The sequence below is a fragment of the Acidobacterium capsulatum ATCC 51196 genome (genome assembly GCF_000022565.1).
Lineage (GTDB): Bacteria > Acidobacteriota > Terriglobia > Terriglobales > Acidobacteriaceae > Acidobacterium > Acidobacterium capsulatum.
This window is the reverse complement of record NC_012483.1, coordinates 1,938,321-1,959,793: the sequence shown is the minus strand read 5'-3', so window position 1 is coordinate 1,959,793 and position 21,473 is coordinate 1,938,321. Positions and strand designations below refer to the sequence as shown.

At 63.7% G+C, this 21,473-nt stretch carries 18 protein-coding genes; 7 read left to right on the top strand and 11 right to left on the bottom strand.

What is annotated here, in order from left to right; all coding sequences use genetic code 11:
- Positions 1 to 26 precede the first annotated feature (26 nt).
- Positions 27 to 2,480: a glycoside hydrolase family 31 protein gene (locus ACP_RS07865; RefSeq protein ID WP_015896764.1), complete on the bottom strand. Its 2,454-nt coding sequence runs from the start codon at positions 2,478 to 2,480 to the stop codon at positions 27 to 29.
- Between the two features lie 201 nt (positions 2,481 to 2,681).
- Entirely contained in the window at positions 2,682 to 3,617 is a 936-nt protein-coding gene (locus ACP_RS07860) for a sensor histidine kinase (RefSeq protein WP_052294741.1), read from the bottom strand.
- Positions 3,618 to 3,921: 304 nt separating this feature from the next.
- Between ACP_RS07860 and ACP_RS07855 the strand changes: the two genes are divergently transcribed.
- The 3 genes from ACP_RS07855 (at position 3,922) to ACP_RS07845 (ending at position 8,152) form a co-directional block, all read left to right on the top strand.
- Complete coding sequence (locus ACP_RS07855) at positions 3,922 to 5,391, top strand: TolC family protein (RefSeq protein ID WP_052294740.1); 1,470 nt, start codon at positions 3,922 to 3,924, stop codon at positions 5,389 to 5,391.
- Between the two features lie 123 nt (positions 5,392 to 5,514).
- The gene (locus ACP_RS07850) at positions 5,515 to 5,841 is read left to right on the top strand and encodes a hypothetical protein (protein WP_041839410.1); all 327 of its coding nucleotides are present in this window, start codon (positions 5,515 to 5,517) and stop codon (positions 5,839 to 5,841) included.
- 142 nt (positions 5,842 to 5,983) lie between these two features.
- Complete coding sequence (locus ACP_RS07845; protein ID WP_015896759.1) at positions 5,984 to 8,152, top strand: prolyl oligopeptidase family serine peptidase; 2,169 nt, start codon at positions 5,984 to 5,986, stop codon at positions 8,150 to 8,152.
- Between the two features lie 386 nt (positions 8,153 to 8,538).
- Here ACP_RS07845 and ACP_RS07840 read toward each other — a convergent pair whose 3' ends face one another.
- Together ACP_RS07840 and ACP_RS07835 are read right to left on the bottom strand one after the other, a co-directional pair.
- Positions 8,539 to 10,230, bottom strand: a complete 1,692-nt coding sequence (locus ACP_RS07840; protein WP_041839409.1) for a hypothetical protein — start codon at positions 10,228 to 10,230, stop codon at positions 8,539 to 8,541.
- Positions 10,218 to 11,003: an ABC transporter ATP-binding protein gene (locus ACP_RS07835; RefSeq protein WP_015896757.1), complete on the bottom strand. Its 786-nt coding sequence runs from the start codon at positions 11,001 to 11,003 to the stop codon at positions 10,218 to 10,220. Before ACP_RS07835 ends, ACP_RS07840 begins: the two co-directional genes overlap by 13 nt.
- 357 nt (positions 11,004 to 11,360) lie before the next feature.
- Here ACP_RS07835 and ACP_RS07830 point away from each other — a divergent pair, with 357 nt between their 5' ends.
- A complete protein-coding gene (locus tag ACP_RS07830) occupies positions 11,361 to 11,633 on the top strand; it encodes a hypothetical protein (protein ID WP_041839408.1) in 273 nt (90 codons plus the stop codon).
- 87 nt (positions 11,634 to 11,720) lie between these two features.
- Here ACP_RS07830 and ACP_RS07825 read toward each other — a convergent pair whose 3' ends face one another.
- Positions 11,721 to 12,503 carry a dolichyl-phosphate beta-glucosyltransferase gene (locus ACP_RS07825; protein WP_015896755.1) on the bottom strand — a complete coding sequence of 261 codons (783 nt, stop codon included), beginning with the start codon at positions 12,501 to 12,503 and terminating at the stop codon, positions 11,721 to 11,723.
- Between the two features lie 239 nt (positions 12,504 to 12,742).
- Here ACP_RS07825 and ACP_RS07820 point away from each other — a divergent pair, with 239 nt between their 5' ends.
- A complete protein-coding gene (locus tag ACP_RS07820) occupies positions 12,743 to 13,066 on the top strand; it encodes an integration host factor subunit beta (protein WP_015896754.1) in 324 nt (107 codons plus the stop codon).
- A 234-nt stretch (positions 13,067 to 13,300) separates the two neighbouring features.
- On the opposite strand, the gene ACP_RS07815 is transcribed toward ACP_RS07820, so the two are convergent.
- The 6 genes from ACP_RS07815 to ACP_RS07790 all read right to left on the bottom strand — a co-directional run bounded on the left by ACP_RS07815 (position 13,301) and on the right by ACP_RS07790 (position 18,507).
- Positions 13,301 to 14,086 carry an isoprenyl transferase gene (locus ACP_RS07815; RefSeq protein WP_015896753.1) on the bottom strand — a complete coding sequence of 262 codons (786 nt, stop codon included), beginning with the start codon at positions 14,084 to 14,086 and terminating at the stop codon, positions 13,301 to 13,303.
- Positions 14,087 to 14,219: 133 nt separating this feature from the next.
- Positions 14,220 to 14,843 carry a flavin reductase family protein gene (locus ACP_RS07810; RefSeq protein ID WP_015896752.1) on the bottom strand — a complete coding sequence of 208 codons (624 nt, stop codon included), beginning with the start codon at positions 14,841 to 14,843 and terminating at the stop codon, positions 14,220 to 14,222.
- A 51-nt stretch (positions 14,844 to 14,894) separates the two neighbouring features.
- Positions 14,895 to 15,506, bottom strand: a complete 612-nt coding sequence (locus ACP_RS07805; RefSeq protein WP_015896751.1) for a hypothetical protein — start codon at positions 15,504 to 15,506, stop codon at positions 14,895 to 14,897.
- Positions 15,507 to 15,540: 34 nt separating this feature from the next.
- Positions 15,541 to 17,283 carry a DNA polymerase/3'-5' exonuclease PolX gene (gene polX, locus ACP_RS07800; protein WP_015896750.1) on the bottom strand — a complete coding sequence of 581 codons (1,743 nt, stop codon included), beginning with the start codon at positions 17,281 to 17,283 and terminating at the stop codon, positions 15,541 to 15,543.
- 113 nt (positions 17,284 to 17,396) lie between these two features.
- On the bottom strand, positions 17,397 to 17,615 hold the full coding sequence (locus ACP_RS07795; protein ID WP_015896749.1) for a cold shock domain-containing protein: 219 nt from the start codon (positions 17,613 to 17,615) through the stop codon (positions 17,397 to 17,399).
- Positions 17,616 to 17,748: 133 nt separating this feature from the next.
- Positions 17,749 to 18,507, bottom strand: a complete 759-nt coding sequence (locus tag ACP_RS07790; protein WP_148215086.1) for an NUDIX hydrolase — start codon at positions 18,505 to 18,507, stop codon at positions 17,749 to 17,751.
- A 44-nt stretch (positions 18,508 to 18,551) separates the two neighbouring features.
- On the opposite strand from ACP_RS07790, the gene ACP_RS17320 reads away from it, so the two are divergent.
- Positions 18,552 to 19,544, top strand: a complete 993-nt coding sequence (locus tag ACP_RS17320; protein ID WP_015896747.1) for a DUF2520 domain-containing protein — start codon at positions 18,552 to 18,554, stop codon at positions 19,542 to 19,544.
- Entirely contained in the window at positions 19,528 to 21,114 is a 1,587-nt protein-coding gene (gene bshC, locus ACP_RS07780; RefSeq protein WP_015896746.1) for a bacillithiol biosynthesis cysteine-adding enzyme BshC, read from the top strand. Before ACP_RS17320 ends, bshC begins: the two co-directional genes overlap by 17 nt.
- Positions 21,115 to 21,473 lie beyond the last annotated feature (359 nt).

The following is a 21,473-nucleotide window of genomic DNA, read 5'->3' as shown; positions in this document are numbered from 1 at the left end:
GTGGGCGTTTTCGAGAAATGCCGTCGTCAGTTTCCGATCACCGTCACCAGTTGCGACTCGGGCATCGTCCATTCCTTGGTGCCCGTGTAGCTGAACTTGTGCGCGGCCTCATTCCACTGGAGCTGGGTGAGGTGGTAATCGCCCTTCTCATAGTCGTAGTTGACACCGTTGTCGTTGTAGAGCGTGAAGTGCGCATCGGCTCCCGCAAAGACCTCCACCCTGGCGAGCTTCTGCGGCGTGGCCGTGCTCAGGATTGGCTCGCCGATGGGCAGAATCGAGCCAGCCTTCACAAACAGCGGAATCGTCTGAATCGGCGCATCCACCGTGATGGTCTGCCCGCCGTGATAGCGCTCGTGGGTCCAGTAGTTGTACCAGTCCACGCCGGCCGGCAGATACACCTTGCGGGTGGTCATGCCCTGCTGGTAGACCGGGGCCACCAGCAGATCGGGTCCGAACATGTATTCATAGCGCTGCTTGGCGGCCTTGGCGTCGTTGGGGAAGTCCATGAACAGCGCGCGCATGAAGGGCGCGCCGGTCTGGTGCGTCTGCCAGCCCAGCGAGTAGATGTAGGGCATCAGTTTGTAGCGCAGGCGCAGGTACTTCTCCAGAATCGGCGTGGCCTGGTCGCCATAGGACCACACGGTGTTGTGCTGCCGGCTGCCGTGCGTGCGGAAGGTCGGCTCAAAGACGCCGTACTCAAACCAGCGGACGTAAAGCTCCGGGTAATCCGTATCGCCGCGCAGGTTGTTGAGCGAGCCGGCCGGGCTGAGCAGCTCGGGCCGCTTCGGGGGCAGCATCGCCGGCAGCGACTGCCAGCCGCCGATGTCATTGCCCCAGTAGGGAATGCCGGAGGCCGTCACATCGAGGCCGGTGGGAATCTGCCGCCGCAGCGTGTCCCAGGTAGGAAAGACGTCAGAGGACCAGATGGTCGCGCCATTGTGCTGCGTGCCCAGATAGGCGTCGCGGGCCAGAATCAGCGCGCGGCGGTCTGTGTCCTTGCGGAAGCCGTCATAGAAGGCGCGCGTCTCAAAGTAGGGGTAGACGTTGAAGTACTGCGTGCCAGGGCCAATATGGAAGTAGCTGCCGTTCGGCGGCAGATCAGGCTCGGTTTCATCGGCCCAGAAGGCGTCAAAGCCCTTCTTGTAGAAGTTCTCGTACACGACGTTCCAGAACCACTTCGCCGCCGCCGGATTGGTCACGTCAATGTCCGAGCCGGCCTTGTCATAGGGCAAGCCGTTGGTGGGCGTGCCATCGGCGAGGTGCTCAAACCAGCCCTTGTGCAGCAGGAAGTCGTAGTAGCGGTCCTGAGGAACAAAGCGCGGCCAGATGCTGATCATGGTCTGAAAGCCCATGGACTTCAGCTTCTTGTTCATCGCCGCCGGGTCAGGCCAGTACTTGGGATTCATGTCCATCTGGCCCATCTTGGTGTAGTAGAACCAGTCGATCACCATGATGTCGGCGGGCAGATTGCGCTTGCGATAGCCCTCGGCCGCGTCGAGCACCTGCTGCTGGCTCCAGTAGCGGTTTTTCGATTGCAGAAAGCCGTAAGCCGCCTTGGGCAGCATCGGCGTCGAGCCGGTCAGTGTGCGATAGCCCTTGTAGAACTGGTTGTAGCTTTTGCCGGCCACCACAAAGAACGAAACCCGCGTGCCCACCTGCGAGGTGAACCGGAGCTGGTTGTTGAAGCCCGGCGCCACGGTGGTCTTCGAGGGGTTGTCCCACAGCAGCGCATAGTGCTGGTTGGTGACCATATACGGCACGCAGAAGGTGGGCGAGGCCACGGCGTTGTAGTCGTTCCAGCAGTTCACCTGGTGGTCGAGGTGATCGAGGTAGCCCTCCTGATTCTGGCCCAGACCGTAGTAGTGCGCGCCGTGCGGCGAAACAAAGGTGGCGCCCACTTCGTAAAACGGATCGTCGCCCGGCCGCCGGTCATAGGTGATGTCAAAGTTGCCGTCCTTGTGGTTCGGCACAGACATCTGCCAGCCTTCCATGTGCAGCAGCATCTTGCCGTCGGGCCTTGTGAAGGTGATGTTCGCGCCGGGCGTCGAGCCGCCAAAGAACTTGCCGGGGTCCCACTCGTGCGGGTAGGGGTGATAGGGCACCGGATGCTCGGGCGAAACCACCGTCACCACCAGGTCTTTGGAGCGGTAGACGTAGCCATTCTCCGTGCGCTGGTAGCTCCAGCCGCTCGCGTCGGGCTGGCCGGTGATGCCGTAGCCGGGGGCGGCGAGCGCCTGAGCCTTGAGCAGGCTGAGCGAAACGCGCATGATGTTGGGCGCATACGGCGTCAGCACGATGGTGCTGTTGCCGTAGGGAATGACTTCCTTCGCTGTGGGCTGCGCGGCTGCTGGTGTCTGGCCTGCCGGTGACTGGGCCCGCAGTCCGGGCGCGGTGGTGAGCGCAAGCGCAAGGCCGAGCGCCGGGGGCACAACAGCACGGAATGCAGAGAGAAGGGAAGAGCGGTGGGGCAAGCGAATCATGGCGTTGAGCGGCCTCCGTCGTGAACCGTGAAAGTCGGGTGCGCGAGCGGCTGCGATCACGCTGCCGTATGCAGGCGAAATCGTTTTACTCGCGGGTCAACAGTGTACGCGGTTACACGCACGGCACGCCACAAAAGGCCCGGCTCACGTTGAGGAGCCGGGTCTTCCGTGGCTTCAATTGCCAATGCTTTTAAGAAGAAATCAGTCGCCCGCCGCCCGCTGCTCTTCGCGACGAGATAGAGGCTGAGCGCGCGAAATCTCTGTGAGCGAGCGCGACTTCGATGCCGACGATACCAGCATGGGGCCGCTCGAAGCTCCGCCCACCGGCGCGGCCAGCGGCAGAAACAGAGAAAATACCGTGCCGTGACGCCGTCCTCCCCAGCGGGAGCGCAAGCGCAGCTCGCCCCCGTGGCGTTCCACTATGGCGCGTGTCACCCACAGCCCCAGGCCGGTGCCCTGCTGGCCCTTGGTGGTGAAAAACGGCTCGCCCAGGCGGCGCAGCACCTCGGGCGGAATCCCCGTTCCGGTATCGGCCACGGTCACGCGTATGCCAGAGTCGCCGCGGCCGTTGGCGGCCTTGCGGATCCTGATCTGCAGCCGGCCGCCCTGCCGGCTCGCGTCGATGGCATTGACGATGAGGTTGGACAGCACCTGCCGCAGCTCCCCAGGATTGCCCCAGACCGCTTCCACCGGCAGATACTCCCGCCGCACCTCCAGATGCTTCTGTTCCACGCGGTGCCGGTAGAGAAAGAGCACCTCTTCCACCAGTTCCACCAGAGAAACGTGATCGGGTGTGCTGGATTCGCGGGAGAAACTCAGCGTCTGCTTGCTGATGGAGATCACGCGGTCCATCTCGCTCTCAATCAGGTCCAGGTATCCGGTCGCAAGCGGAGAGAGTCCCGGCTCCTGCCGCAGCAGGAAAAGCAGATTGGTAATGGAGGACAACGGATTGTTGATTTCGTGCGCGATCGATGCCGACAGGCGTCCCAGCTCAATCAGCTTGTGGCTGGAGCGCAAGGTTTCAGCCGCGCGCGCCTCGGCATCGGCTCCCAGCCCGGCGGCCAGGGACGAATCGCTGGAACCCTTGCGGCGGCTCGTGATGCATACGGTTTCCGAATTGTGGCTGGCAGGCTTCATACATTCATTCCTGGCCCGTTTCCTGCATGCTATGAAGGGGCCCTGGAACGAACGCCGCGCAGGAGAAAAACGGGCAAATCGTGTTCTGCCATGTACGATGTGTACCGCAGGGGTGCTGTTGCTTGGCGAACCGGCTCCGCCAACCCGCATTGTTCGCCAGTTTTTACCAGCGTCAAATGCCGGGCTGTCCCCCTGTTGTAGAGCAAATCCGCTTTGCCGGTGAATTTTGGCAACCTGAGCTTCGTTACCCTATCTAATGAGAGGAAACCTGAAAAGAACGCTTGCCCGAGGCCGCCCAGTTCTGATGAAGACTGCCCGAAAAATAGGAGTTGCCGCGCTGCTCGTCAGCCTGGCCTGCATGGCCGGTGCGCAGAGCGCGTCGAGCAGCCTGCCGAACAATCCCTCCCCCACGAGTTCACTGGAGAATGCCTATCTGGGCAGCGTGCGCCCGCTGGCGCTGCAGCCCGGCGTGATGAGCCTGACGCTCGACGAGGCCATTCGCATGGGCATCGCGCACAATCTGGGCCTGCAACTGGCGCACGTCAAGCAGAAGAACATCCGGGCCGAGAAGCTGCAGACCATCAACTACCTCACGCCCAACATTTCTCTGCATGCCGAGACCGGCGTGCATCAGTACAACCTGGCGGCGCAGGGCTTTCATGAGGCCGAGGCCGCGCAGTTTGCCCGGCTGGATCCGGGCAGCAATGCTCCGTTCCCCTTCATTACCAAGGTGGATGTCACCACCGCCCAACTGAATCTCTCGCAGCAGCTCTTCAACTGGGCCGGGTGGGATGCCTGGCGCGCCGCCAATGCCGCCGTCAATGCCACGGATTACAGCGCCAACTCCGCCTATGGGCTGGTCGTGCTCAATGTGGGCGATCTCTATCTTGAGGCGCTCGCCTCTGGCACCCAGGTGCACATGGCCCGCGCCCTGCTGCGCAGCGAGGCCGTCACGCTTCGCCACTCCGAGGACGAGCACGAAGCCGGCACCGTTGCCGGACTCGACGTGTTGCGCGCCCGCGTGGCCTACCAGCAACAGCAACAGGCTCTGTTGCAGGCCGAGGACAGCTTCGCCAAGAGCAAGATCGCGCTCAATCGCGCCATCGGCCTCGCCCCGGAGCAGAAGATTGCGCTTGCCGAGGCCGCGCCCTATGCCAACCTGCCGCTCATGCCCATCGACCGCGCGCGGCTTGAGGCGTACCAAAACCGGCAGGACTACCAGACGCTCCGGGCCGAAATTCACGCGGCCTTCTACGAGCGCAAAGCGGCTTCGCACCAGCGGTTGCCCAGCCTCTCCTTCAGTGGCAACTGGGGCGTCACCGGCATCTCCGGCGGCCTTTATCATGGCACCTTTGCCGCTGTGGGCACGCTGTCGATTCCGATCTTTCAGGAAGCCAAGTTTCGCGGCGATCACGATGTAGCCGAGGCGCAGCTCGATGAACTGCGCACGCAGATGCAGGACCTCAAGCAGAAGATCGATGAGCAGTTGCGTGACAGCATGCTCGATGTGGAAACCTCATCGCAACTGATGCAGGTGGCCGCCAGCAATCTGCATCTGGCCAATGAGACGCTTGCTGACACCACCGAGCGCTATGTCGCCGGGGTCGATACCAACCTGCCCGTCATTGAAGCTCAGGCTACCGTCGCGCAGGCGCAAACCCGCTACATCCGCAGCGAATTGCAGTACAACGAGGCCAAGCTCGGCTTCGCGCGCAATCTCGGCATTGTCGATCAGGCCTTCCATGGCGTGCAGGTGGCTTCGGCGCAGCCGTAGTCCCCATCGCGCCGGGGCGACCCTCCTTCAAATCTTTTGCATCCAAGCACATCACCAGCATTTTTTGCTGGCTATCTCACCGGGATGAGGTGCTAGACTCGCATGCCAAGAGGGAATCGCCGCATGAGGAAGTGGGTTGCGGGAGTTGCCATTGGACTGGCTGTCATTCTTTTTGCCACTGCCGCGTGGCATCGTTTTGAGTACCGGTACTGCAATGCGCAGCGGCTCAACCTTGAGCTGGCCGCCTCCGGCAATCCGGCCCAGCTAGCGCTTTATCTCGAAGAGGATCACGCCCGGAACGCCGAGCAGTTCCGTCAATGGATGCTCAGCGGGCTGCTGCTTGCGATCGGCATCGCTCTCTGGACCGGCCGCCTCGATCCGGACGCCCTGCAGCAGCGCGCGCGCCAATTCTGGATCGCGCATCGCGCCCATCCTCCGCTTCCACGGTAGTCTTTCAGGGCCGCCCATGCAGGTGGCCCTGCCCATTCCGCAGTCCTCTTTCCGTCCGCATTTGCGCAGGCTGCCCGCTTGCATCCCCATGCGCCCTCGCATACCCTGAATGTTCTTCAAAACTCAAAGGATGGTCTCAGGAATGCTTTCGATCAGGCATCGTCTCCGCAGCCTCTGCGTGCTGGCTGCCGTTTCTGCCGCATCGCTCGCGCCCCTCGGCGCGCAGGCTCTGCACTACCCCGTGGCGCACCGCGACAAAACCGTCGCCAACTACTTTGGCACCAAGGTGCCCGTGCCCTATGAGTGGATGGACAATCTGACCAGCCCCGAACTGCACCAGTGGGTGGCCGCCGAGAACAAGGTGACCAGCAGCTACCTGTCCAGCATTCCCATTCGCGGCTGGATGGACCATCGCCTCACCGAGCTCTGGAACTACGCCAAGGAAGGCACGCCCACGCAGTTGCAGAACGGCATGCTCTTCTTCCGCCGCAACTCGGGCCTGCAAAACCAGAGCGTCGTTTTCGTGCAAAGCTCGCCCACCGCGCAGCCGCGCGTGCTGCTTGACCCCAATACGCTTTCGCCTGATGGCTCCATTGCGCTGGCCGGTACGCGGCCCTCGCCCGACGGCAAATACCTTGCCTATGCGCTCTCCAACGGCGGCTCTGACTGGGAGTCGATTCATGTGCTCAACGTGGCCACCGGCAAGCCCACCGCCGACGTAGTGCGCTGGGTCAAGTTCTCCGGCATCTCCTGGACGCATGACGGCAAAGGCTTCTTCTACTCGCGCTACCCGGAGCCGCCCGGCGGCGAAAAGGCCATCAGCCACGCCATCGTCAACCAGAAGCTCTACTACCATGCGCTCGGCACGCCGCAGTCCGCCGACAAGCTGATCTACGCGCGCCCTGACCTGCCGCAGGCCTCCATCGGCGGCGACGTCAGCGAAGACGGCCACTATCTCTACATCTTTCTGACGAACAACTCCATCAGCAACAACGAGCTTTTCTACGCGAACCTGGGCAATCCCGCGCATCCTGACGTAACGGCGAAGATCGAGCCGCTCTACACGCAGAACGATGCGTCCTACACGCCCATTGGCCACATCGGCAACACGCTCTACCTGCAGACCACTTATGAAGCGCCGCAGGGCCGCATCGTCGCCACCAGCTTTGCCCATCCTGACCGCGCCGCGTGGAAGACCCTCGTGCCCGAGTCGAAGGCGGTCATTGCCAGCGCCGCGCTCACCGACGGCAAGCTGCTCGTCAACCTGCAGGACGTGGCCAAGAGCCGCCTGGAACTTTTCTCCACCAGCGGCCAGCGCCTGCATACCCTGCCGCTGCCCACGCTGGGCTCAGTGAATGGCATTTCGGCCCGCAAGGACTCGCCTCAGGTCTACTACTCCTTCACCTCGTTCCTCTATCCCACGACCATCTATCACTACAGCACCGCGGCCAACACCACCTCGGTGCTCTTCCGGCCGCACATTCGCTTCAACGCCTCGCCCTACCAGACCAGACAGGTCTTCTACCCGTCCAAAGACGGCACGATGGTGCCGATGTTCATCGTCGCCCGGAAGGGAATCAAGCTCGACGGCACCCACCCCACCATCATGTATGCCTACGGCGGCTTTGACATCACCATCACGCCGCGCTTTGACCCCATTCTGCCGGTGTGGCTCGAACTCGGCGGCGTCTATGCCGTGCCCAACCTGCGCGGCGGAGCCGTCTACGGAGAAAAGTGGCACCACGCCGGCATGCTCGGCAAAAAGCAGAACGTGTTTGATGACTTCGCCTGGGCGGCCAAATATCTCTACCAGCAGGGCTACACCTCGCCGAAGCATCTGGCCATTCAGGGCTACTCCAACGGCGGCCTGCTGACCGGCGCGTCGATCACCGAGCGCCCGCAGCTCTTTGGCGCGGCCTACATCGGCCACGGCGTGCTCGACATGCTGCAGTATCAGAAGTTCTCCGGCGGCTCGTTCTGGGTTTCGGAGTATGGCAGCTCGGCCAACCAGAAGGCATTTGACTGGCTCATCAAGTACTCGCCGCTCGACAACGTTCACAAGGGAACCTGCTATCCGCCGACCCTCATCACCACCTCATGGGATGACGACCGCGTGGTGCCCAGCCACGAGTTCAAATTCGCGGCGAAGATTCAGCAGGCCCAGGGCTGCGCCAACCCGATCCTGCTGCGCACCACCGGCAGCACGGCCCACGACTACATGCCCACCGACAAGGAGATTCAGCAGGATGCCGACGTCTGGGCCTTCGAGGGCTGGAACATCGGCGTCAAAACGACACCCGTCTCGCACTGAGCCGGGCGCGCGGTCAAAGCCAAACGGCATGGGCTTCTCCACGAAGTCCATGCCGTTTTTTTGCCTGTAGCTTTACCGGGGACTGAGGGAAGCGAGTCAGCGGGTCAGCAAGTCAGCGAGTCAGCAAGTCAGCAAGACAGCAAGCCTGCCTCAGGATGCGTCATTCTGAGGCCAGCGGCCGAACCGGGGCCCCCGGGAACAGGTCTTCGTTCACGGGGCAGGAAGAATTCCGGCGACGCCTCGGCCGCCAAACGCAGCCCGAAGTTTCTCCCACCATGCCCGCCTTCACGCCATCCTGAAGGGTGCGGGCTTCAGCCCGTACATCCGGGCCACAAAAAGGAAAGAGCGCTTCAGCCCCTGAGGGATCACTCCCCATCTCGACCGGACTAATTCACTGTCTTCGCCAGGTCCTGCAGCAGCGGCTCAATCCTGTTCCGGGCCATCGTCTCCACATTGCCCAGCACCCGCCAGTAGGCCAGGGCGGCGATCACGCCCAGCACCAGAAATGCCGGCGCGGCCAGCCACAGGTTGCCGAGGTGATATGCGCCATTGAAAATCGCCGCCCCAAGGCCCGCCACCACCGCCTGCACCAGCAGGCTCATCAGGGCATTCGCGCCCGCGCCCTGCGGCCGGCCCAGCTTTGAGAAGTTCACCGCATACGGCGACTGAATCGAGAGAATGTTGCCCGCCGTGAACTCCGCCGGAATCGCGAAAACCAGCGCGCACAAGGTCAACACCAGCAGTTGCGGATCATGCCATCCTACCCGCAGCGCCGCTACCGTCCAGACGGCCACCAGTTCCACGAGCAGCAGCGTCAGGTGAAAGAGATTCTTGCCGAGCATCACGGTGCGCAGCGGCACCGGCGAGGTGAAGTAAAACCCGAGCCCCGGCCCATCCGTGCCCAGGCTGTTGTAGAGCATGCGCGTCAGCCCCAGAAACGCATAGGCCGCGCCCATGGGAATCACGTATTCCGCCGGAAGCGTCGGCGCGCCCGGCCGGCTGTGCCGCGCGCTGAAGACCACCACAAGAATCAGCGGCGCCACCAGCGAGTAAATCAACTGGTAGGCGCGCATCAGGTACCGCGCCTCCTTCACAAAAATTGCCCCCACCGGGCCAGAGACGAGTCCGGAGACATCAAACCACGCGCGCCCCTCACGCGCCTTGCCGCTGCTGGCCGCGCGTGCCGGAGCTTCGCTCAGGCTCTCGCCGCGGTACTGTTTGCCCAGCCGCAGACCGAGCAGGCTGCCTGCCGCTACGGCATAAAGCAGCAGTCCGGCCAGCGAAGTCCCCAGCGCCGCGCCGCCCTGCCCGGCCGCCGCCACCAGGCCCGGAGGCAGCCAGCGGTTCACGGCCAACAGCGTATGCGCGTGCGCGACCAGCCAGGCCGCCTGCGCATGCGTGTGGCCCTCGCCGCCATACAACGCGGGATTCAGCAACTGAAAGCCCAGAATCATCAGAAAAAAACAGACGCCCAGAATCTCGCGCGAGCGCCGCTTGGCCAGCCAGCGATCCACCCACGCAAACACGGCGCGCGTCAGCAGCAGGTTAAAGATGCCGAACACCGCCAGCGCCGGCAAAAGCCACGCCAGCATTCCGGCATCGGCCACTCCCGCGCCCACGGCCAGCCCGGCCAGTGCGGCCGTGCCCAGAATGGTCGCCACATCGAGCAGCCCGAAGATCAGAAACAGCAGCGAATACGCGCCGAAACCGATAGGAAACCGCAGCAGGCTGGAGAGATCGACCGTCTCTCGAAACGACACGGCCATGACCGGCACGAGCTGCCAGATCATCAGCGCCGCCCACAGCAGCAGCACCAGCAGCCCGGCATGATGCCCCTCTACCGCGTGGTACGCGCCAAAGCCGAAGCCGGTCGCGATGCCCAGCCCCCACACCGAAAACACGCCCCACGACACCAGTTGCGAAATCAGGTCAAAGGCCCCGCGCGAGGTGCGCACCGAGTGGCCCAGCATGTCAAAGCGCATGCGCACAATCGCGGCGTACTGCTGCCGCGAGGCCCGCGAGAAGATCCCAGCTCCGGCTTCCGCCGCCGCGCCCGCGCCAGCCCCTACGCGAGCCATGACAGCTCCTGCGCTTCATCCTCGTGCTGGCCGCCCACCACGTCCAGAAAAATCTCTTCGAGTGTCCGCTTCCGTCCCGTCTCGCTTGAGGCCACGCCCTGCCGCAGCTCTTCGAGCGAACCGTTCGCCACCAGCCGCCCCTGGCGAATGATGGCCACATGGCTGCACAGCCGCTCCACAATCTCCAGCACGTGCGAGGTCAAAAAGATGGTCGCCCCGCGCGCAATCATGCCCTGCAGCATATTCTTGAGCGTCACGGCGGCCACGGCGTCCACGCCCTCAAAGGGCTCGTCCAGAAAGAGCACCTTCGGCCCGTGAATCACCGCCGCCGCGAGCGCCAGCTTCTTCTGCATGCCGTGCGAGAAATCGGTGATGAGCTTCTTCGGCTCATTGGCCAGATGCATGAACTCGAGCAACTCGGGCACGCGCTGGCGGATCACCGCCGCCTCCAGCCCATACATGCGCCCCACAAAACGCAGATACTCGGCCGCCGTCAGCCGCCCAAACAGCGCCAGCCCCTCCGGCACCACGCCCATCTGGCGCTTGGCCGCAATCCCGTCCGACGCCATGTCATGGCCCAGCACGCGCAGCGAGCCGGACGTGGGCGACAGCAGCCCTGTGAGCATCTTGATCGTGGTCGATTTGCCCGCGCCGTTCGGCCCCAGAAAGCCGAAAAACTGCCCCGGAGCCACCTTCAGGCTCAGGTCTTCGACGGCCACAAACTCGCCAAAGCGGCGCGTCACATTCTGCGTTTCGATTGCGGAGATTTCCATGTTCCCGCCAGCATAAGGTCCCCGCCGGTCCGGCTCAAGCAGAATCGAGCTTCTACTCGCTCATGCCCCATAGAAAGAGCACCCGCGTCGAGTTTCATTGCCTCCCTTTCAGAAGCCTGGCTGGCCGGCCCTTCCGGGGGAGGAAACTATTTCAGTTCTCACGAAAATTTTTCCTGCTTTTCATGTCACGACTCATGGGAGTTGCCATCTAACCCGATAGCTAGTGCAGACAGCATTCTGCAATTTGGCGTCTTAGCTAAGTAGTCCGGGCCCGGCTTGAGCGCGATCCCCCCGGCTGTCCACCCCTGCTCCGTCCGGGTAACTCCCCGGCGCGGACCATTTGTTGTGAGGGAAATCATGGTCGATCAATGCTCCAACCCGCAGTGCGCGAAACCCCTGCACTATTTGCGGGAAGGCCGAATTTTTGTGTTTGATGTTCAGGACCCCGTCGATGGCGGCAAGCCCGTCCACCGCCTCGAGCACTATTGGCTTTGCGGCCCCTGCGCCCAGCGCTTTGTGCTGGCCCGCAAAGGCGAAGAGGTACAACTGCTGCCCAAGGTCACGCCGCGCCCGGTCGAGTCGCTCGACCTGCCCGATGTGACGCCGCACCGGCGTCCGCTCGCCTCCTGACCCAGCCCGCAGAGACACCTATGCGCTCCCCGAAGAAAAAGGGAGCGCATTTCCGTGCTCAAAGTTCTTTCCGGAAGCCGGGTGCTTTCAGCTCTTCACTGCCGGCACGCTGGGTGTCAGCTCGCGCACCGGCTTGTCATACACGCCGGTCAGCGACCACCAGCGAATGCACGCCAGCTCCTCCAGCATCTTCATGCCATCGCGCAGGTAGCTGATGCGCGTCCGTTCGTCGTGGCCCCATGTCACCGGAACCTCCACCACTCGGTAGCCGCGCTTGAGCGCAATGAAGAGCAGCTCCGGGTCAAAGCCCCACCGCTCGATGCGCTGCAACTGGAAGATGGTGTGCGCCACGCTGCGGCGAAAGGCCTTGAAGCCGCACTGGGTGTCGGCAAAGGGCAGCCGCATGATCAGCCGGGTCACGCCGTTGAAGCAGCGGCCAAAGAAGCGCCGGTACAGCGGCTGGTGCATGGTCTGCCGGCTGCGGTCGAGCCAGCGCGAGCCGATCGCCACATCGGCCCCGCCCTGAATGGCGGCCATCAGGCTCTCGGCCTCGATGATCGGCGCGGAGAGATCCGCGTCGGTGAACATCACGATTTCGCCGCGCGCCTTGAGCATGCCGTGCCGCACGCTGTAGCCCTTGCCGCGATTGCCGTCATTCTCAATCAGCCGCAACTCGGGGTGCTGCCGCGCATAGCCCCGCACAATCTCGGCCGTCTGGTCGCTGGAGCCGTCATTCACCACCAGCACCTCGGCATTCCACTGGCGCGCGGCCACGCAGGCCAGCACCTCATCCAGCGCATGGCCGATGCGGGCGCTCTCGTTGTAAGCGGGAATCACGATACTCAGTGCGGGAGAAGCCGTAAAAACCATCCTGAAAATACGGTCCCTGAATATACTTCAGAGATACGCTTACCAGCATACGATGAAAGTGACCTCTCCAAGGGCGCAACCCGTGGCATTTGTGCCCGGTGGCTGGTTCTGTCGCTCCTTCGTTGCCTCCCCGGGGATGGGCTGGTTCATTTTTCCTGAAAGTTTTTGTCGATGATGCACAAATTTGTTGCATCTACTATGGTTACAAGGTGGAACAAACTACCGGAGCAAAGCCAAACATGACCAAAGCAGATTTGGTGGAAGAGTTGACCAAGAGCGGCGAGCTGACCCGCCGGGATGGCGAAGTCATCGTGGATACCATCTTCGATTCCGTGATTGCCGCCCTCAAGTCGGGCGACAAGATCGAGATTCGCGGCTTTGGCAGCTTCCGCGTGCGCCAGCGCAACCCGCGCGTAGGCCGCAATCCCAAGACCGGCGCCAAGGTGGATGTACCGGCCAAGAAGGTGCCCTACTTCAAGCCCAGCAAGGAGCTGCGCGATCTCGTGAATCCTCACGGTGACAACGGCGAGGACCACGGCGAAGACGAAGATTCCGGCTCCTGAGCCCTCTCCACCGGCTCCCATGCGGAGCCGGCGCACTCCCTTGCCAAAAAGTCCCCCGGCCCATCGAGGCCGGTCACCGTCTGAATTGCGCGCCGCCCGCCGCCCGCCGCCCGCCGCGTAGATCGTAGATCTTAGAGACGTAGATCTCAGAGAAGTCGATCCGCGCATGGCTTCCGCCGTGCTTTTCTCAGGATGTGAATGAAAAGGGGTTTCGGCCCCGGAGAGATTCGCGGCCTACAGCACCAGTTGACGGTCCGGCAGAGAGGACACGTCGTCTGACTCGGTGCCTGTATTCAGCCCGCCAAAGCGGCGCTCCCGGCGCTGATATTCTTCGATGGCTTCGAGCAGGTGAATGCCCCGGTAGTCGGGCCACAGCCGGTCGGTGACCAGAATCTCGGTATAGGCAATCTGCCACAGCAGGTAATTGGAGATGCGCATCTCGCCCGAGGTGCGAATCAGCAGGTCGGGGTCGGGCATGTAGGCCGTGTAGAGGTTCCGGTCGATATCCTGCTCGTTGATGTCACCGGGTTGCAGTTTGCCTGCCTTCACCTCGGCGGCGATGCGGCGCACCGCGTCCACAATCTCAGAGCGGGAGCCGTAGTTGAGCGCCAGTGTCAGCGTGGTGCCGGTATTGCGCACCGTGGCCTCTTCGGCCCATTGCATGCGCTCGCGCACCTCGCCCGGCAGCTCTTCGGTGCGGCCAATGTAGCGAATGCGCACATTGTTGTCATTCATGCGCTGCACGTTGTTGTTCAGGTAGGTGCGCAGCAGCATCATGAGAAAGTTCACTTCGGTCCTGGGGCGCTTGAGGTTGTTTTCAAGCGAAAAGGCATACAGCGTCAGCCAGGGCAGCCCGATGCGCGAGCAGGTCTCCACGATGTACTGCACGGCGTCCGCGCCCTTCTGGTGGCCCAGAAAGCGCTTGAGGCTCCGCTTGCCGGCCCAGCGTCCGTTCCCGTCCATGATGATGGCGACGTGGTGCGGCATGCGCTCCGGGTCCAGACGGCGGTACAGGGCCATCTCGTCGGCGGGTAACTCGTGAACGCGGCTGGTATCCAATGCCAAAATTCTGCTTCTCCCGGCGCAACGCTATCACCTGCGGCAAAGGCTGCGCAATTTCCATGCTAAACCACCCTCGGGCGGCTGCTCCCCGCTACTTTGGACGCGGCATGTCAAACCGGTCACGCGTCCGCACAAAGGTCGGGCCTCCCATGCGGCCCACCGCGCGCAGCCGGTCCGGATCGATCTTGCCGTTCACCAGCAGGTCTTCCCGAATATGGAACAGAAGCACATCACCCAGCACCAGGTTGCCTCCGCCGGGCAGGGGACTGATCTCGATAATCTGCCGCAACCGGCACTCCATCTGGATCGGGCTCTCGGCCACGCGCGGCACCGCGATGCGTTCACTCGCGAGCGGCGTCAGCCCGGCCAGGGCAAATTCGTCTACCTCGGGGGCCACCTCGGCGGAGGTTGCATTCATGGGCCCGGCTATCTCTTCGGTCACGATGTTCACCACAAACTCGCCCGTGGCGCGAATGTTTTCGAGCGTGTCCTTGTGCGGGCGCGGCCCCGTGCGCACCGCCGAGCAGAAGCACACCACCGGAGGGTTGGTGCTGCATCCGGTGAAGTAGCTGAAGGGCGCAAGATTCAGCACGCCCGCGGCATCCCGCGAAGACACAAAGGCGATCGGGCGCGGCACAATCGCGCCAATCATGAGCTTGTAGATTTCAGGGTAAGCGTGCGAGGCCGGGTCGATGACGTGCATATTCATAAGCATGCGCCGCCCGCCCGCCTCTGCCAAGAGGCTGCGGGAATCCACAGCATTTCCCTACGACCGCCCCACCGTCGCATTGCCCTTCAGGTTGATGTGCAGGTCCGAGGTCTGCTGCACAAACTGAATCGTTACATCCAGCCCCTGCCGCGCATCCCACTGCTGCTTCGTCAGCGGATAGTTGAAGATCATTTGTCCTTCCACTGTCTGCCCCGGCGCAATCACCGTATCGCGCAGCAGCGGCTGCGCGCGCAGCGAATCCAGCCCCGGGTACGCCTCAAAGATGCGCGGAATATCGGGTGTCGAAGCCGCCAGGCTGTTGATCGCCTTGTTGTCCGGCAAGAGCACGTTGGCCTGCATGTCGAGCAGCGTCAGCGGCTTCTTTGAGGTGTTGGTGACCGAGACGCCGGCCAGCACAATCAGCTCGTTGTACTGCTCCGTGCTGCCGTTCATGCCATGCTGCGGATTGCCCTTGTTGGCCAGCTCGTGCTGAATCGGGTAGACCGTGAGCGAATCCACCTGCCCGGTGTGGCCAATCGCCGCCTGCCCGTAATAGAAAAAGGCCCAGACCAGCACGGCCATGACCACCAGCGCACCACAGACGGCAATCAGTCCGCGGCGGGTAGTTTCACGGTCAAACGAAAGGGAGGAGGGCGTAGGTTCGCTCATCGCAGCAGTGTATCCGCTTCCTTTGGATGCGCGCTCAGGGCCTCGGGCGCATTGCCTTCAAAAATGCCTCGGCCGTGTGATGGTTCAGCACCTCTTTGCGCGTCAGCCAGGCCCGGCGCAACTGCCGCAATCCAAAGCGAATATTCGCCAGGTGGCTGGTGTGGTGCGCGTCCGTGTTGATGACGATCTTGCAGCCCAGCTCGCGCGCCAGCCGCAGGTCGCGGTCGCAAAGATCCAGCCGCTCCGGGGAGCTGTTGTGCTCCACTGCCACGCCCAGCCGGGCGCAGGCTTCCAGTACGGCCCGCAAGTCCATCTCAAAGGGCTCGCGGCGTAGCAGCAGCCGCCCGGTCGGGTGGCCCAGAATGCGCACATAAGGATTTTCGAGCGCCCGCAGCACCCGCTCCGTCATCTGCTCGCGCGGCTGCTGAAAGAGCGTATGCACGCTCGCAATCACCACGTCCATCTGCGCCAGCGTCTCGTCGGCGAGGTCGAGCGCGCCATCGCCCAATATGTCCACCTCGATGCCCGGAAAGACGCGAATGCGCCCTTCCATCTCCTCGTCCACCTCGCGAATGCGCCGGATGTGTTCGAGCGCCCGCTGGTCGTCGAGCCCGTTGGTCATCGCCAGGTTTTTCGAGTGGTCGGTGATGGCAATGTACTGGTAGCCGCGCTCGAGCGCCGCCTCGGCCATCTCGCGGATCGTGTTGCGGCCATCCGTGGCGTCGGTGTGCATGTGCACGTCGCCGTGAATGTCCTTCAGCTCTATCAGGTCTGGCAGTGTATGGTTTTCCGCCGCCTCGATTTCGCCGTTGTTTTCGCGCAGCTCCGGCGGAATCCAGTCCAGATCGAGCGCCGCGTAAATCTCCTCTTCGGTGCGCGCCGCCACCACCGAGCCATCGGCCACATTGGCCAGCGCATATTCGCTCAGTGTGTAGCCGCGCCGCAGCGCCCGCTGCCGCAGCGTCACGTTGTGCATCTTTGAGCCGGTAAAGTACTGCAGCGCCGCGCCGTAGCTCTCCTCGGGCAGCAGGCGCACGTCTACCTGCAGGCCGTTGTGCAGCTTGAAGCTCACCTTGTTCTGGCCGCGCGCAATCATGCTGTCGATGCCCGGATAGCTGGCCGTGTACTCCACAGCTTCCGCGCAGACATCCTCCGCGCAGGCAGGCCCGGTCACCAGCAGGTCAAGGTCGCCGGCCGTCTCGCGGCCCCGGCGCGTGGAGCCGGCCGGGGTCACCGTCTCAATGCCCTCAAGCTTCCGCAGGTACTCGGCAATTTCATCGGCGGCGCGCTGCGAGACGCTGACCAGAAACCGCCCATGGTGCTGGCGGTACTCCTCGATGCCTTTTTTGATGTTGTCGATCAGTTTTTTGCCGAAGCGCGGCAGCCCGTTGAGCTTGCCCGCCTTGAGGGCGGCTTCGAGCGTCTCGATCGAGTCCACCTTCAGCGCGCTGAAGAGCAGCGCCACGGTCTTCGGACCCATGCCCGGCAGCTTCAGCAGTTCAAGAATAGAGGCGTTGTACTTCTCCAGCAGCTCGCGCCGCAGGTCAAAGCTGCCCGTCTCCTCAATCTGCGCAATATTGGCGGCCATGCCCTTGCCAATGCCGGGAATCTCCTGCAGCTTTTTGGCGTCGCCAGCGATGGTGGCCAGCGTTACCGTGGTGGCCTCCACGGCTTCCGCGGCGCGGCGGTAAGAGCGGATGCGGAAGCTGTCGCCGCTGTCGATCTCCAGCAGGTCGGCGGTTTCGTCCAGCAGATGCGCGATGGAACGATTGTCCATAGGGAAAATTAAAGCACGGCTCGCACGGCTCCGGCGCAAAACACACAACCCCGCAGTCTCCGGCCAGGGGCCGGTGCGGGGTCATGTTGTGCTGCAATTTCTATCGTGTGCCGTCAGGCAATCTCGCGCATGCGGGTCACCTGATCGGCCTGTGGACCCTTTTGCCCCTGCACGATGTCAAACTCGACCTCGTCGCCTTCCTTCAGGCTCTTGTAGCCATCGATCTGAATGGCGCTGTAATGCACAAACACGTCCGGCCCATCATCGCGACCAATAAAGCCATAACCCTTCGCGTTGTTGAACCACTTCACTTTGCCTTTGTATTGAGCCACAAGCCCTGGACCTTCCTGAGACAGATTTCGGTTGGGAGAGGAGTCCCACCTGCCTGTGACTAGTACAGACGCCAGCCGCAGAGCTTTGGTTTTCTTCCTCGCCGCAACACCTGCTCCCGGGGCGCACCGGCGGCTATTTCCTGCCCAGAGAGCGTGCGTAGCAAAGCACAGAGACGAGCGTTTTGCCGTCCTGGATTTGCCCCCGCTCTATGAGACGCAGCAACTCGGAAAGGGGCACACGCTGCAGTTCAAAGGATTCGTCGTCTTCCGGGGTCGCGGTGCCCGGCACCAGATCCTCGGCCAGAAACACCTGCATCCACTCACCCAGAAAGCCGGGGCTGGCAAAGTAGCGCACCAGCTTCTTCCACTTGCGGGCGGCGTAGCCGGTCTCCTCCAGCAGCTCGCGCTTGGCCGCGGCCAGCCGCTCTTCGCCCGGCTCCATTTTGCCGGCCGGAACCTCATACAAATACTGCTGCGCCGCGTGCCGGTACTGCCGCTCGATCACGATGAGCGGGTCACGCTTGCTCTTCGAGGTGTCCACGGCCAGAATCACCACCGAGCCGTTGTGGCGGATTATGTCGCGGCGGTTGCGCTTGCCCGTCGGCTCCTCGACCTCTTCAGAAAAAATGCGAAACAGCGGGCCTTCATACCGCAGCTCCGACGAGAGCACCTTGCCCGGCTTGCCGGGGCGAATGCGCAGGTTGCGGACGACCGGCATCGGGTCGGCGGCCGGCGTCTTCGCAGCCTTCCCGCCGGGCGTTTTGGGGGCTTTCTTTGACGCGGCGGCTTTCTTCTGAGCGGTGCGGGTGGCCTTGGCGGCGGCTGGCTTTGATGCGGTTTGGGATGCGGCTTGGGAGGCGGGTTTACGGGCAGGTTTCTGAGCGGTGGGCATCGTCTCTCCTCTGTGGGCTACGTTACCATCCGTTAAGAAGAACCATGCCTGCGAAGCCTCGCAAAATCGTGCGGAAACCGGACGCAGCCGCGCCGTCTTTGACGGCAACAGCGCGCGGGACCCTGGCCGTCATCGGCCTCGGCAACTGGGGCACCGCATTGGCCCATGCCGCCCTGCGTCTGCGGCCTGAGAATGGCCTCACGCTGCGCGAGGTGGTGGTGCGCACGCGGCCTGCCGCCGCCAGCCTGCGCGGAAGCCAGACGCGCAGCGGCCTGCCCATCAGAACCCCCACCAGAACCTGGAACGAAGCCGCCCTCGACGCCGAATTTCTCTGGCTCTGCGTGCCCGACGACGCCATTGAAGCAGCGTGCGCGGAGCTGGTGGGCCGGAAGGCGGATTTGCGCGGCCAGATCGTGCTGCATGCGAGTGGTGCGCGTGAATCCGCGCTGCTGCGGCCAGCACTTGAGGCCGGTGCGCGCATCGCCTCCGTGCATCCGGTGATGAGCTTTCCCACCCGCGCCGCCGTTCCGCTCCAGGGCCTGCTCTACGGCGTCGAGACCGCCGATGCCACGGCCCGTCGGCGGCTCTTTGCCATGCTGCGGACGCTGGGCGGCGATCCGTTTGCGATTGCTCCGGGAAGCAAGCATCTGTATCACGCGGCGGGCACGCTGGCCTCTCCGCTGCTGGTGAGCGCCTTCACGGCGGCGGCCGAAACGGCGCGTCTGGCTGGACTCGCACCGGCCGCGGCCGCCAAAATGGCAGCAGTGCTGGCCGGGGCCACGCTCCAGAACATCGAACAGCGTGGGGCCGCGCAGAGCTTCAGCGGTCCGTTTGCGCGCGGCGATGCCGGAACCATCAAGCTGCATCTTCAGGCGCTGGCCGCGCATCCAGTTCTCGCCGGGGTCTATCGCGCGCTGGCGCTTCAGGCGCTGGAGGCGCTGCCGGTGCGGGAGCGCGAAAGCATCGCGGCCCTGCTGCGAGCACCACAGAAGAAATCCCAACGGAGACGAGTGAACGCCGGTGCCCAATCACTGTAGCCCGATCACGATTCTGCCGCACCTGAGCCGGCTGTTTGTCGATTACACCGCGAGCCCCGAGCCGCTCGCACCCTTCTACGCCGTCAGCCCCACCAACGCGAACTGGCCCCAGGCCGCCCGGCCCGCCTTTGCCGGGGATCGCGCCGCCACCGCCGCCCGCCTCGCCGCGCAAAACCGGGCCTTCGGCGCGGGCGAAGAGACCTTTCGCAATATTGAGAAGCTCGCCCAGGGCGCGCCCGTGGTCGTCACCGGCCAGCAGGTCACTTTGCTCGGCGGCCCGCTGTTTGTGCTCTACAAAGCGGCCACGGCCATCGAACGCGCGCGCGCGGCCGGAGCGGTGCCGGTCTTCTGGCTGGCGAGCGAAGACCACGACCTCGACGAGGTCAACCACACCACGCTCAGCACGCGGCATGAGCTGCGCACGCTTGCGCTGGCCGTCGAGGGCGCGGGACGCCCTGTCGGCGGCCTCAAGCTGGGCGCGGGCATTGAAGCCGTGCTGAACGACGCAGCGGAGCTGCTGGGCGACGTGCCCGAGATCGACCTGCTGCGCGCGGCCTACCGCCCCGAGGCGACGCTGGCGCAGGCCTTCGGGCAGTGGATGGCGAAGCTCTTCGAGAAACAGGGGCTCATCGTCATCGACGCCTCCACGCGCGAGTGGCACGCCGCCGGAGCCCATGTGCTGCGGCAGGCCATCGAGCGCGCCGCCGAGCTTGAGGCCCTGTTGCATGCGCGCAACGCGCTGCTGGCCGAGCGCGGCTATCACGCGCAGGTGCTGGTGGCCGGGCACGGCAGCCTGCTCTTTCTCGTCGACAAGGAATCGGGCGCGCGCCTGCCGCTGCGCCGCGACGCCAGCGGCATGTGGCATGCCGGGCGGCAAAGCTATTCCACCCCCGATCTGCTGGCCATTCTCGACGCCGAGCCCGAGCGCCTGAGCCCCAACGCGCTGCTGCGGCCCGTGTTTCAGGACGCCATTCTGCCCACGGCAGCCTACATCGGCGGCCCTGCGGAGATTGCCTACTTCGCGCAGACGCAGGTGCTCTATGAAGCGCTGCTGGGCGCGGTCACTCCCGTGCTGCCGCGCGTGAGCGCCACGCTTATCGAGCCTGCGGTGGCCAAGGTGATGGCCCACGACGAGGTTTCGCTGGCCGATGTGCTGCAGACGCGGCCCGAGGACCTGCTGCAGCGGCTGGGCGCGCGCACCATGCCCATCGAGGGCAAGCGCAAGCTGGCCGCCGCCGGGCAGTCGCTCGATGCCGAGCTGGCCACCGTGACCGAATGGATGCGCACCCTCGATGCCGGGCTGGGCCGCGCCGCCGACACCGCTGCCTCAAAGATGCGCTACCAGATGAACCGTCTGCGCCGGCTGGCCGCGAACTACCAGATTCAGAAAGAGGCCAGCCTCAAAAAGCACGTGGACGCGATGACCCACGCGCTGGCCCCCGGCGGCCATCCGCAGGAGCGCGCCGTGGCCGGGCTCAGCTACCTGGCCATCTATGGCGAGGCGGTGATCGACGCGGCGCTGGCCGAGGCGCGCGAGATGTGCCCGGGCCATCGCGAGATCTTTTTGTAGGACAGTCCCCAGTTGCCAGTCCCCAGTCTTCAGTCCACAGTCCTCAGTTGTCAGTCCCCAGTTCTCAGTTTTCAGTTGTCAGAGGGGCGGGAGTTGGTGTCAGGGGCTAGAGCTGGGGTCGGGATGGGCGCAAGGGCTGAAGACCTTCTTTTGAGGTTGGGTGCGGCACCCTTCGACTGGCTCAGGGCAGGCTCCGGAAGCCGCGCCCTGATACAGAGGCCCGCGAGTGCCAAGGCCTGTGGACTGAGGACTGGGGACTGCCAACTGTGGACTGACAACTGAGGACTGACAACTGAGGACTGAGAACTGGGGACTGGCAACTGTCCCCCCGTTGCATCTCGCCCCACGGAGTGCTAGAT

Excerpts from the sequence above, each read along its gene's own strand:
- ACP_RS07865 (WP_015896764.1), bottom strand. The coding sequence starts at position 2,480 with ATGATTCGCTTGCCCCACCGCTCTTCCCTTCTCTCTGCATTCCGTGCT.
- ACP_RS07860 (WP_052294741.1), bottom strand. The coding sequence starts at position 3,617 with ATGAAGCCTGCCAGCCACAATTCGGAAACCGTATGCATCACGAGCCGC.
- ACP_RS07855 (WP_052294740.1), top strand. The coding sequence starts at position 3,922 with ATGAAGACTGCCCGAAAAATAGGAGTTGCCGCGCTGCTCGTCAGCCTG.
- ACP_RS07850 (WP_041839410.1), top strand. The coding sequence starts at position 5,515 with ATGAGGAAGTGGGTTGCGGGAGTTGCCATTGGACTGGCTGTCATTCTT.
- ACP_RS07845 (WP_015896759.1), top strand. The coding sequence starts at position 5,984 with ATGCTTTCGATCAGGCATCGTCTCCGCAGCCTCTGCGTGCTGGCTGCC.
- ACP_RS07840 (WP_041839409.1), bottom strand. The coding sequence starts at position 10,230 with ATGGCTCGCGTAGGGGCTGGCGCGGGCGCGGCGGCGGAAGCCGGAGCT.
- ACP_RS07835 (WP_015896757.1), bottom strand. The coding sequence starts at position 11,003 with ATGGAAATCTCCGCAATCGAAACGCAGAATGTGACGCGCCGCTTTGGC.
- ACP_RS07830 (WP_041839408.1), top strand. The coding sequence starts at position 11,361 with ATGGTCGATCAATGCTCCAACCCGCAGTGCGCGAAACCCCTGCACTAT.
- ACP_RS07825 (WP_015896755.1), bottom strand. The coding sequence starts at position 12,503 with ATGGTTTTTACGGCTTCTCCCGCACTGAGTATCGTGATTCCCGCTTAC.
- ACP_RS07820 (WP_015896754.1), top strand. The coding sequence starts at position 12,743 with ATGACCAAAGCAGATTTGGTGGAAGAGTTGACCAAGAGCGGCGAGCTG.
- ACP_RS07815 (WP_015896753.1), bottom strand. The coding sequence starts at position 14,086 with ATGGCCCTGTACCGCCGTCTGGACCCGGAGCGCATGCCGCACCACGTC.
- ACP_RS07810 (WP_015896752.1), bottom strand. The coding sequence starts at position 14,843 with ATGCTTATGAATATGCACGTCATCGACCCGGCCTCGCACGCTTACCCT.
- ACP_RS07805 (WP_015896751.1), bottom strand. The coding sequence starts at position 15,506 with ATGAGCGAACCTACGCCCTCCTCCCTTTCGTTTGACCGTGAAACTACC.
- polX (WP_015896750.1), bottom strand. The coding sequence starts at position 17,283 with ATGGACAATCGTTCCATCGCGCATCTGCTGGACGAAACCGCCGACCTG.
- ACP_RS07790 (WP_148215086.1), bottom strand. The coding sequence starts at position 18,507 with ATGCCCACCGCTCAGAAACCTGCCCGTAAACCCGCCTCCCAAGCCGCA.
- ACP_RS17320 (WP_015896747.1), top strand. The coding sequence starts at position 18,552 with ATGCCTGCGAAGCCTCGCAAAATCGTGCGGAAACCGGACGCAGCCGCG.